This window comes from Ekhidna lutea, assembly GCF_900188325.1.
GTDB lineage: Bacteria > Bacteroidota > Bacteroidia > Cytophagales > Cyclobacteriaceae > Ekhidna > Ekhidna lutea.
This window is the reverse complement of the sequence record NZ_FZPD01000004.1, coordinates 311,122-321,744: the sequence shown is the minus strand read 5'-3', so window position 1 is coordinate 321,744 and position 10,623 is coordinate 311,122. Positions and strand designations below refer to the sequence as shown.

Annotated in this window: 7 protein-coding genes; 3 read left to right on the top strand and 4 right to left on the bottom strand. The window is 39.8% G+C overall.

The features are described from left to right. Nucleotides 1-35: 35 nt before the first annotated feature. Nucleotides 36-2,039, bottom strand: a complete 2,004-nt coding sequence (gene scpA / locus CHB71_RS12520) for a methylmalonyl-CoA mutase (RefSeq protein WP_089357266.1) — start codon at nucleotides 2,037-2,039, stop codon at nucleotides 36-38. After that, complete coding sequence (locus CHB71_RS12515; RefSeq protein ID WP_089357265.1) at nucleotides 2,039-2,908, bottom strand: methylmalonyl-CoA mutase family protein; 870 nt, start codon at nucleotides 2,906-2,908, stop codon at nucleotides 2,039-2,041. The genes scpA and CHB71_RS12515 overlap by 1 nt, the downstream gene beginning before the upstream one ends. Before the next feature lie 243 nt (nucleotides 2,909-3,151). On the opposite strand from CHB71_RS12515, the gene dnaA reads away from it, so the two are divergent. Continuing rightward, complete coding sequence (gene dnaA / locus CHB71_RS12510; RefSeq protein WP_089357264.1) at nucleotides 3,152-4,540, top strand: chromosomal replication initiator protein DnaA; 1,389 nt, start codon at nucleotides 3,152-3,154, stop codon at nucleotides 4,538-4,540. On the opposite strand, the gene CHB71_RS12505 is transcribed toward dnaA, so the two are convergent. Next, entirely contained in the window at nucleotides 4,537-5,967 is a 1,431-nt protein-coding gene (locus tag CHB71_RS12505; protein ID WP_089357263.1) for a trypsin-like peptidase domain-containing protein, read from the bottom strand. The genes dnaA and CHB71_RS12505 overlap by 4 nt on opposite strands. A 127-nt stretch (nucleotides 5,968-6,094) precedes the next feature. Here CHB71_RS12505 and CHB71_RS12500 point away from each other — a divergent pair, with 127 nt between their 5' ends. Together CHB71_RS12500 and rseP are read left to right on the top strand one after the other, a co-directional pair. Next, on the top strand, nucleotides 6,095-7,249 hold the full coding sequence (locus tag CHB71_RS12500; protein ID WP_089357262.1) for a 1-deoxy-D-xylulose-5-phosphate reductoisomerase: 1,155 nt from the start codon (nucleotides 6,095-6,097) through the stop codon (nucleotides 7,247-7,249). Further along, nucleotides 7,250-8,563 (top strand): RIP metalloprotease RseP, encoded by a 1,314-nt coding sequence (rseP, locus tag CHB71_RS12495; protein WP_089357261.1) that lies wholly within the window; start codon nucleotides 7,250-7,252, stop codon nucleotides 8,561-8,563. On the opposite strand, the gene CHB71_RS12490 is transcribed toward rseP, so the two are convergent. After that, the gene (locus CHB71_RS12490) at nucleotides 8,560-10,560 is read right to left on the bottom strand and encodes an OmpA family protein (protein ID WP_089357260.1); all 2,001 of its coding nucleotides are present in this window, start codon (nucleotides 10,558-10,560) and stop codon (nucleotides 8,560-8,562) included. The two genes, rseP and CHB71_RS12490, sit on opposite strands and share 4 nt — an antisense overlap. Between the last annotated feature and the right edge of the window lie 63 nt (nucleotides 10,561-10,623).

The following is a 10,623-nucleotide window of genomic DNA, read 5'->3' as shown; positions in this document are numbered from 1 at the left end:
TTTTCTAACGACTAAAGTTATCGAAAATGCGGCAACTATCCTCTCATGAGCTTGTTAAGAATTTCAATGGCTGCTTTAGAAATAATGGTTCCCGGACCGAAAATAGCTGTTACACCCTTCGAAAGGAGTTCTTTATGATCGCTTTCAGGAATAATACCACCTGCAACAACCAAGATATCAGGCCTTCCCTGATCCCTTAGCTCTGTTATTAATTCGGGTATTAAGGTGGTGTGTCCACCTGCTAAGGAAGATGCACCTACAATATGTACATCATTTTCAATGGCCTGTTTTGCTACTTCTTCTGGTGTTTGAAATAGCGGTCCTATATCTACATCAAACCCAAGGTCTGCGAATGATGTGGCGATTACTTTTGCACCTCTATCGTGTCCATCTTGTCCCATCTTGGCAATCATAATACGAGGACGCCTGCCGTCAAATTCTTCGAATTTGTCAGATAGTTCGAGTGCTTTTTTGAAGTTCTTATCGTTTTTGATTGCTGAAGAGTACACGCCTGAAATAGTTCTATTTGTAGCTTGAAATCTACCAAAAACTTTTTCCATAGCAAGAGAAATCTCCCCAAGTGTGGCACGTTCCCTGGCTGCTTCAATTGCTAATTCAAGTAGATTTTCGTCACCATTCGCTCCTTTCTCAAGATTTTCAAGACAGTTTTGAACTTGTTCTTCGTTTCGTTCTGATTTTATACGGTTGATTCGATCGATCTGCTTTTTTCTTACTTGATTATTGTCAACAACAAGGAGCTCTATGTCTGTCTTTTCGTCCGTTACAAATTTATTTACACCAATGATAGCTTCTTCACCAGAATCAATTCTGGCTTGCTTTTGAGCAGCCGCTTCCTCAATTTTCATTTTAGGATATCCGGCCTCAATTGCTTTAGACATACCGCCCATTTCTTCTACTTCCTGAATGATCTTCCATGCGTTTAGAATAAGATCATTAGTTAGTTTTTCAACATGACGTGAGCCACCCATTGGGTCAACTACTTTGGTGATATTGGTCTCTTCCTGAAGATAGATCTGCGTATTTCTAGCGATTTTAGCTGAGAAATCTGTTGGCAATGCTATGGCTTCATCCAGTGCATTGGTATGCAGGGATTGTGTGTGACCAAGTGCTGCTGAAAGTGCTTCTATGGTTGTCCTTGCTACGTTGTTATATGGATCCTGGGCGGTTAAGCTATAGCCAGAAGTTTGACTATGGGTCCTAAGTGCCATGGACTTTTCATTTTTCGGATCAAACTCTTTAATGATACGGGCCCATAAAACGCGAGCTGCTCTCATTTTGGCGATCTCAGTGAAAAACTTCATGCCAATACCCCAGAAGAATGATAGCCGGGGAGCAAATGAATCTATATCAATGCCTGCTTTAATTCCCGTCCTCACATATTCAAGTCCATCGGCCAGGGTAAATGCCATCTCGAGCTCTGCAGTTGCACCTGCTTCGTGCATATGATAGCCGCTGATGCTAATGGAGTTGAACTTTGGCATTTTCTGAGATGTGAATCTGAAAATATCTGCAATGATTCTCATGGATGGGGCAGGCGGGTAGATATACGTATTGCGAACCATGAACTCCTTTAGAATATCGTTTTGAATGGTTCCCGTAAGTTGATCAGGAGAAACTCCCTGTTCTTCTGCTGCAACAATAAAAAAAGCCATGATTGGAATGACTGCTCCATTCATTGTCATGGAGACTGACATTTTATCCAATGGTATTTGATCAAAAAGGATTTTCATATCCTCAATTGAATCAATGGCAACACCTGCCATTCCTACATCCCCTTTTACCCTGGGGTTATCACTGTCATATCCCCGATGTGTTGCAAGATCAAATGCCACCGAAAGTCCCTTTTGGCCTGCGGCAAGGTTTCTTCTATAGAAAGCATTGGATTCTTCAGCTGTACTGAAGCCTGCATACTGTCTGATGGTCCATGGTCTGGAGGTATACATGGTGGCGTAAGGCCCCCTTAAATATGGAGGAGCACCAGCTGAAAATCCTTCTTGTATATACTTACTCTCACTCATTACTTCAGCCTTTCGTTTACTTCTTTGATAATTTTATCTGTTAAAACCTCCACATAGTATGATCCGCCACACTGATCTTCGTACATGTCTAGCCCACTTTCTTCTCTTATCAGATTTCCGGTGTTACGGCTAATTCGTGAATCCCCAATTGCGGTTTGCAGATTTATTGAATGACTTCCTCCTAATATACTGGCAAGTCCTGCTGTAGTGTTAAGGAACCAATGGTGCTCTTTTGATTTGTGAATAGGAACTTCCGTGTGAATGTGAATGCTCGATAGTCTATTCAAGTCGAGTAAATATTTTAATGCTCTAACAGTAGCTATTTCAAGAAAGAAATCGGAGAAAGCACTTCGGAATACAAATTTTCGATCCTTTGCTTTCTCTATTAATTCAGCTATTTGATTAATGGGTGAATGATTTACCTCACTTTCTTCTGCACAATTTTGACTAGTCATAGCAATTTTGGATTGAGAAATGCTAATCGACCCCATAAATGAGATATCGCAAATTTCTGAATTGATTTCTCTGAGTAGAATATTTTCGTCAATGGATTTTTGAACATTGAAAATAATCCCATCACATCCACCCATGAGCGCTTTCAAGGCTTGTGAATTCGCTTCTTTTTCATTGCTGACTTCTATTCTTTCATAAAGCTTCCATCTGTGAGAGGGTATAGAGGTAAAGTAGTCCTTCAGATATGATAAGTTATTCAAATCGGAGGAGTCGTAGTACCCTTCAACAGTCAAACCTGCTTCGTTTATCCACTGCAACTCTTTGTCAGGATTAGCGCCTTTAAGTTGTTTTTCGGCTAATAGACGCCAGTTTTCCTTACTTACTGAGGGAAAAATATTTAAGTCTAAATCTTTCAAATCTGGTAGATGTTAATGGAATTAATCACGAAATTAGACCAGAAAAAGTACGTTAAGAAAAATTGTATTTTTCAAAGATTTTTCAAATGAAAATGCGGTTCATATAACATATGAAACCATTTGAAAAAGTCAAGGGCAAAAACCATTTTTTTATGAAAAATATTTAAGTCATATTTGATGCCCTTTCGAGAAATTGAAGGGTCACCTAAGCCAATATAAACCACTTATTAACTCTAATCGAAAATGCACGAATTAATATGGAAAAACTGCCTTGAATTCATAAAAGAGCGTATTCCTCAACAAAGTTTCTCCACGTGGTTTGAGCCCATAAATCCCTTAAAGACAGAGGGTAATGTCCTTACAATTCAAGTGCCGAGTCAGTTTTTCTATGAATGGCTTGAAGAGCACTACGTCCATGTGTTAAAAGAGGCAATTGCCAAGGAAATGGGTGATGGGTCAAGATTGGAATATTCTGTTGTTGTGGAAAATGAAAAATCTACTAAAAAATCTCCCACTTCCCTGAAAATCAACAACCTAGCTGATAGGAACGGAAGTAATGGTAAGGGATTGAATACTGCATTTATCGATGATCTAAAGAGCGAAAATAATCTCAATCCCACTTACACCTTTGATAGCTTTATAGAAGGAGATTGTAATAGATTAGGGAGATCGGCCGGTTATGCTGTTGCAAAGAAACCGGGAGTTACTTCTTTCAATCCATTAATGATTTATGGTGGCGTTGGATTGGGAAAGACACATCTAGTTCAATCAATTGGTAACTTTATTCGAAAAGAAGATACCTCCAAAAAGATTATTTATGTGGCTTCCGAGAAGTTTACCAATCAATTTATTGATTCCCTCAAAAACAATAATGTTCAAAGCTTCATAAGCTATTATCGAGGTGTAGATATCTTAATACTGGATGATGTTCAGTTTTTGCGGGATAAGGAAAAAACACAAGAGATTTTCTTTCATATTTTTAACCACCTTCATCAATCCGGCAAACAGATTGTAATGACAAGTGACTGTGCTCCAAAAGATTTAAAGGGACTACAGGAGCGATTAGTTTCTCGATTTAAGTGGGGGTTGACGGCTGATTTACAACAGCCAGCTTTCGAGACAAGGATGGCAATCATCCAACGAAAAATTCAGGAAGACGGGATCCATATTCCTGAGGAGGTAATTGAGTACATTGCTTACACTGTCGATACGAATATTCGTGAGCTCGAAGGAGTTGTAGTTTCTTTAATTGCCCATGCTTCACTCATGCAGGTTGATATAGATCTGGAACTTGCGAAAAGGGTGTTGAAGAACATTGTTAAAGAAATTGACTCTGAAGTGGGGATAGATTATATCCAAAAGACCGTTTCAGAGTACTTCCATGTTGGGCAGGATGACCTGAAGGCAAAGACAAGAAAGAAAGAAATCGTTATTGCGCGACAAGTGGCTATGTATTTCTCTAAAGATTACACTAACCACTCGTTAAAATCTATCGGTTACCATTTTGGTGGTAGAGATCACAGCACAGTAATCCATGCGCTCCAGTCTGTTAATGACATGATGGATACGGATTCTAAGTTCCGCTATTCTGTAGATGAATTGAAAAAGAAGTTGAAGATGCGTACTGCCTAGCGCCTGAATGGGTAGTACACTTTTCTTCCTCTTTCATCAATCCCAATCACATCGAATCTTCCCCTGATATTCTCAAGAATTTTTGCTAGCTCTTCCGGTTTATCAATAGAGCGATTGTTTATCTGTGTGATTATAAAACCTTTAGGAATGCCCAGATTAGAGAAAAACCCATTCGTTTTAAAGTCAACAACCTTCACACCACTATTAATACCAAGCAGGTCTCTTTCTACTTTTGATACACTTTCAAAACTGGCATCCAGATCTTCAGCGTAATAAATATCCCTTGTAATGATCTTGGTGGTACCTTCTCTATTGGTCAGAATCATTTCACGATTGAGCATTTCATTGTCTCGTTCGACAATGATATTTAGCTTATCCCCCGGATAGCTCTTAGCAATCAGTTCCTCTAAATTGGCTTTGCTATTAATCTGTTTACCATTGATCTTACGAATCACATCTCTTTTCTTCAACCCTGCCTTTTCCGCTGCGCTCCCATCCTTCACCTCCGTAATAATTACTCCATCCAGATCTTGGATGCCTATTCTACTTGCCAGTTCACTGTCTATATCAATAAACTCAGCACCCGTAAACGCTTTTTGAACCTCTCCGTATTTTACCAGGTCATTAAATACCTTCTTTACAATATTAACCGGTATGGCAAACCCATAGCCTGCATAAGATCCTGTTCTTGAAAGTATAGCTGTATTGATACCAATCAATTTGCCATTAGCATTCACCAATGCTCCACCACTATTACCGGGGTTAATTGCAGCATCCGTTTGTATAAAGCTTTCGATTGGAAACTTGTCTCTTAGAATATTGATATTTCTTCCTTTGGCACTTACTATACCGGCAGTCACAGTGGACGTGAGATTGAATGGATTACCAACAGCTAACACCCATTCACCAACCTTGACCTGCTCAGAATCACCTTTCTCTATAGCCGGAAGGTCTGATGAGTTTATTTTTATTACAGCAAGATCTGTACTTGGATCTCTTCCAATCAATTCAGCCTCATAACTTCTTTTTCCTGCAATCACAGTTATCTCATCAGCATCCATTATCACATGATTATTTGTAACAATGTGTCCATCTTTTGAGAACACTACACCGGACCCACTACCTACTCGCTGCGACGACCTGGGCTCAAAAAACCAATCCATCCAGCCACCTGTACGGTATTCAACTTCACTTAATGTTTGAATGAAGACCACACTTCCGGTACTCTTTTCAGAGGCCTCAATGAAGTTTTCGTTTGGAATGATCGTAGAGTAAGCTACCTGACTTACCTGATTGTTAGGTTCATTTTCAATTACTTGAGCTTGTGGGTACTGATCAATATCCTCGGTTTGTGAGAAATAATTAACAAGCAGCGCACCACCAATTCCTGCAATCAAGCTGAGTCCTACTGTTTTTATTGTATTCATAATTGAAAATTTACCGGTTGAAAAATAAACTTACATTTCTCAAAAAATATTCCATTGGATTGTTAAAAATTGCAAACTCTTACCTTTGTCGACTGTTTTAAAGAAAAAGGTAGGCAGCAGCGAATAAATGAAGAAACGTAACATTGCCATTTTAGGCTCTACAGGCTCAATTGGCACACAGGCTCTTGATGTAATTAAACGTCATCCGGAAAATTTTGAGGTAGAGGTTTTGACAGCACAAAATAGCGCCGAACTGTTAATAACACAGGCATTGGAATTTAAACCCAATTGCGTAGTGATCGGCAATGAAGCCCTTTATCAGCAAGTTTTTGATGTATTGGATCCTCAAGACATTAAAGTTTATGCGGGAGAAAATGCGCTCGCATCAGTAGTGGAGATGGAGACAATAGATTTAGTTTTGACAGCACTTGTAGGGTATTCCGGTTTGCTACCAACAATCAGAGCCATTAATGCCGGCAAAACAATCGCACTTGCGAATAAAGAAACGTTGGTTGTTGCTGGTGAATTAATTACCAAGCTTGCACAAGAAAGGAGCGTAAACATCCTTCCTGTTGACTCAGAGCATTCGGCCATTTTTCAGTGCCTGGTTGGTGAGTTTCAAAACCCCATAGAAAAACTGATTCTTACAGCATCAGGTGGACCATTTAGAGGCAAGGATAGAAGTCTTTTGCAAGAGGTAACTAAAGAGCAAGCTTTAAAGCACCCGAATTGGGACATGGGAGCAAAAATTACCATTGATTCTGCTACCATGATGAATAAAGGGCTTGAAGTGATTGAGGCAAAATGGCTGTTTGGTGTTTCTTTGGATCAGATTGAGGTGGTCGTTCATCCTCAATCAATCATACACTCCATTGTGCAGTTTGAAGATGCCTCTATGAAGGCGCAAATGGGGCTGCCTGATATGCGGGTACCGATTCAGTTTGCACTTACTTATCCTGAGAGATTAAAAGCAGATTTTCCTCGATTTAATTTTCTGGATTACCCGCAATTAACCTTTGAGAAGCCAGATATAGATACTTTTCGTAACCTTGGTCTTGCTTTTGAAGTTGCAAAGGAGGGAGGAAATCAGCCATGTATTTTGAACGCAGCAAACGAAATCGCTGTTCAAGGATTCCTGGAAGATAAGGTGGGCTTCCTCGAGATTTCGGATGTTATTGAAAACTGCCTGAAAAAGGTAAGCTATATTCGCAATCCTGAATTAGAAGATTTTATACAAACAGACAAAGAAACACGGGCAAAAGCGCTCGAATTGATTAGATAGATGGAAACATTAATAATGGTTGGGCAGCTCCTGTTAGGGTTGTCAATTTTAGTAGGGGTGCACGAGTGGGGGCATATGGTTGCTGCCAAGGCTTTTGGGATGCGCGTAGAAAAATTTTCAATTGGATTTCCTCCAAAAATTTGGGGTAAGCAGATCGGTGAAACCGAATACTCCATTGGAGCCATCCCACTAGGTGGGTTCGTGAAAATTACCGGGATGATTGATGAGTCATTGGATACTAAATCCATGAGTGCTGAGCCTGAACCGTATGAGTTTCGAGCGAAACCAGCATGGCAGAGATTAATTGTTATGATGGGCGGTATCATCGTAAATGTAGTCACAGGAATTATCATCTTCATTGGACTGGCTCTGGCTAATGGCGAGGCGTATTTACCTCAGGAAAAACTCAACGAGCATGGTATTGTGGCATATGATCTTGGAGAACAACTTGGGTTTAAGACCGGAGATAAAGTATTAGCAATAAATGGCCAGAGCTATGAAAGATTTTCGGACCTGCTAAGTCCGGATTTATTGCTAGGATCGGACAATTATTACACAGTTTTACGAGACGGTAATGAGGTTCGCGTGGAAATGCCGAATGACTTCATTGACAAGTTTGCCGACAAAAATAATCGGATCAACGTAATCACTCCTAGATGGAAGTACTCTGTAGGGAAAGTCATTGCAGGCTCAAATGCAGATAAAGCAGGCCTTGAGGCCGGTGACAGAATACTGAGTGTAAATGGTGTAGAGACTATTTATTTTGATCAGTTATCTAAAGCTTTAGATTCTTTTAAAACAGAGCAGGTTACTCTAAAAATAGAGCGTGAAGGTAAAATAGTAGAGAAAAATGCAGATGTCGACTCTGATGGGACGATTGGATTTCAACCAAAGGACGAGCTCGATTATGTAATCAGAGACTTTTCATTTGGAGAGGCTTTAAGTGAAGGAACATATAATGCGTTTGCAGTAGTATGGCTCAATATCAAAGGCTTCAAAAAGATGTTTGCAGGTGATGTTGATGTAAGAAAATCACTTTCAGGTCCGATTAAAATTGCAACCTTTTTTGGAGGCACCTGGGATTGGAATAATTTCTGGAGAATTGTTGGCCTACTCTCAATGGTGCTGGCATTTATGAATTTCTTACCTATACCAGCGCTTGATGGAGGTCACGTGGTTTTTCTTACCTGGGAAATAGTAACGGGTAGAAAACCATCCGATCGATTCCTTGAAAATGCACAAAAGGTTGGAATGGTTATACTGCTTTCATTGATGGCTTTTGTCATCATTAATGACACAATAAGCTTATTCTAAAAATCATTTGAAGACTCCTCTGATTCTTCTGTCGGAGGAGCTTCTCTATAAATTTCAAATTCAACTCTTCGGTTGAGTTTCCTGTCTGCTTCTGTCACTTCATTTTCAACAATGGGCTGAGTGTCACCATACCCTTCAGCCTTTACCCGCTCTTCAATGATGCCGGCAAAAATCACGATGTAATCCCTAATGTTTTGAGCTCGCTCTTTTGAGAGCTGAAGATTTTTCTCGGGATCCCCAACTGAATCGGTATGACCGGAAATCTTGAGCTTGAAATCTATGTTATCATATAGAAAGTTGACCACCTTATTAAGATCAGCATACATCTCTGTTTTTAACTCTGCTTTCCCTACATCAAATTCAATAGATTCAAATTTCATTTTGGATACAAGAGGCTCGGTCACTGTGTTGAGTTCCATTGGCCCATCCAAGTAGAAGACCTCTTCAATTCTGAAAAAATCATCTCCCTGCAAGATTAGTAAGTAGTTTCTTTGGTTGATCAATTCAAATTCAAAGGAGCCGTCCGCCTTGAGGAATTTGGGAGCTACTTCGTTTCCTTTATCCAGGTCTATAATTGATACGATCCCTTCAAAAGGGACACCAGTTAATGAATCAGTTAATGTTCCCGTCACAGTTGTGGTAGCTTCCGGCTGAGCCTCCATTGGCAATGGAAATGAATAGATGTCTTGTTTATTTAAATCCCTTGTTGATGATCGCGCATAAAAGAGTAATTCTGATTCAGAATCTATGGTAAAATAAAATTCACTACCTCGTCCATTAACTAAGGGACCAATGTTTTGCGGTTCTGTCCAGTAGCCATCCACATGATATGCCTTGTAGATATCAAATTCTCCAAAATTGTAAAGCTGACCATTTGAGCTGAAATACAATACTTCATAGACCGGATGATAAAATGGACTCACATCATTTTGTCTGGTATTGATTACCGGTCCCATATTCATTGCTGCAGACCACCTTCCTCTTTCATCACGCGTAGTGTAGTAAATATCTGCCAAACCGAATCCACCTAATCTATCCGATGAAAAGAATAGGGTATCTCCCTTATGCGAAAGGGCAGGGTGGGAGTCCCAGGCCAGGCTATTGACGCTTACTCCCAGGTTCTCAGGTCGAGTCCAGGTGCTGTCTTCCTGCAAGGTGGCCATGAACAAGTCACAATCTCCATAAGAATCCGGAGAATCACACCGTGAAAAAACCAATGTTTTCCCATCTCCACTTAGACATGGAGAGCCTTCATTGTAATGTGAATTGAGCTTTGGAATTGGTTTGGCTTTTGACCAGGTACCATAAGCGTCTTTACGACTAAAAAATAAATCCTCATCTTCTCTAAACCGGATGGTTTCATCTACCTTCTTACGTTTCGAGGTGAAAACTAAAATATCATTGTGAATATTGAGCGAGGGTCCATAATCTGCACTGGAACTATTTACGAGCATCCCCATATTTAATAATACACCTCGCGGTGGCTGCAGTGTATCAATGAGTTTGCGATGTTCTACGAGTTCATAGTAATAATCAATTGGCACAAACTGCTCGGCAGCTTGTCTGTTTAGTGAATCGTAGTAAAGCTCAATTTCCTTGATGTTGATTCCCTGATAATGATGTCTAAGCACCATTCGGTATAAAGTCATTGCTTCTTCCGGATCACCGAAAAGTTCAGTCATTTTTGCTAGTTGCCATATTAGCCTAGTGTCTTTGTAGAAATTACGAATACCAAATCGGCTCACATAGTCTTTTAATGCATCATATAGCTCTTCCCAATTTTCTTCCTGATCCAGTTTATAGATGCGTTCGAGCTTCTGCTTGTTGAAATATTCAGGGTATTTATTAATCCCCTTAAACTCGTATGCATTAAAAACGACATCCTTTGGGATTGAATCCGTAATTATTTGTACCTCCTTACGTCCCTTTTGAGCAGCAACGCTAAAAGTGACGAGAACTAAAAAAAGTCCAATATGGCGATTGAAAATACGGCGCATGCTGTCGATTCGTCAGTAAAAATTAAAAATAAATTAAAGTTAGCACTATTTAGAACGCATACC

Excerpts from the sequence above, each read along its gene's own strand:
- CHB71_RS12500 (WP_089357262.1), top strand. The coding sequence starts at position 6,095 with ATGAAGAAACGTAACATTGCCATTTTAGGCTCTACAGGCTCAATTGGC.
- rseP (WP_089357261.1), top strand. The coding sequence starts at position 7,250 with ATGGAAACATTAATAATGGTTGGGCAGCTCCTGTTAGGGTTGTCAATT.
- CHB71_RS12505 (WP_089357263.1), bottom strand. The coding sequence starts at position 5,967 with ATGAATACAATAAAAACAGTAGGACTCAGCTTGATTGCAGGAATTGGT.
- scpA (WP_089357266.1), bottom strand. The coding sequence starts at position 2,039 with ATGAGTGAGAGTAAGTATATACAAGAAGGATTTTCAGCTGGTGCTCCT.
- CHB71_RS12490 (WP_089357260.1), bottom strand. The coding sequence starts at position 10,560 with ATGCGCCGTATTTTCAATCGCCATATTGGACTTTTTTTAGTTCTCGTC.
- dnaA (WP_089357264.1), top strand. The coding sequence starts at position 3,152 with ATGCACGAATTAATATGGAAAAACTGCCTTGAATTCATAAAAGAGCGT.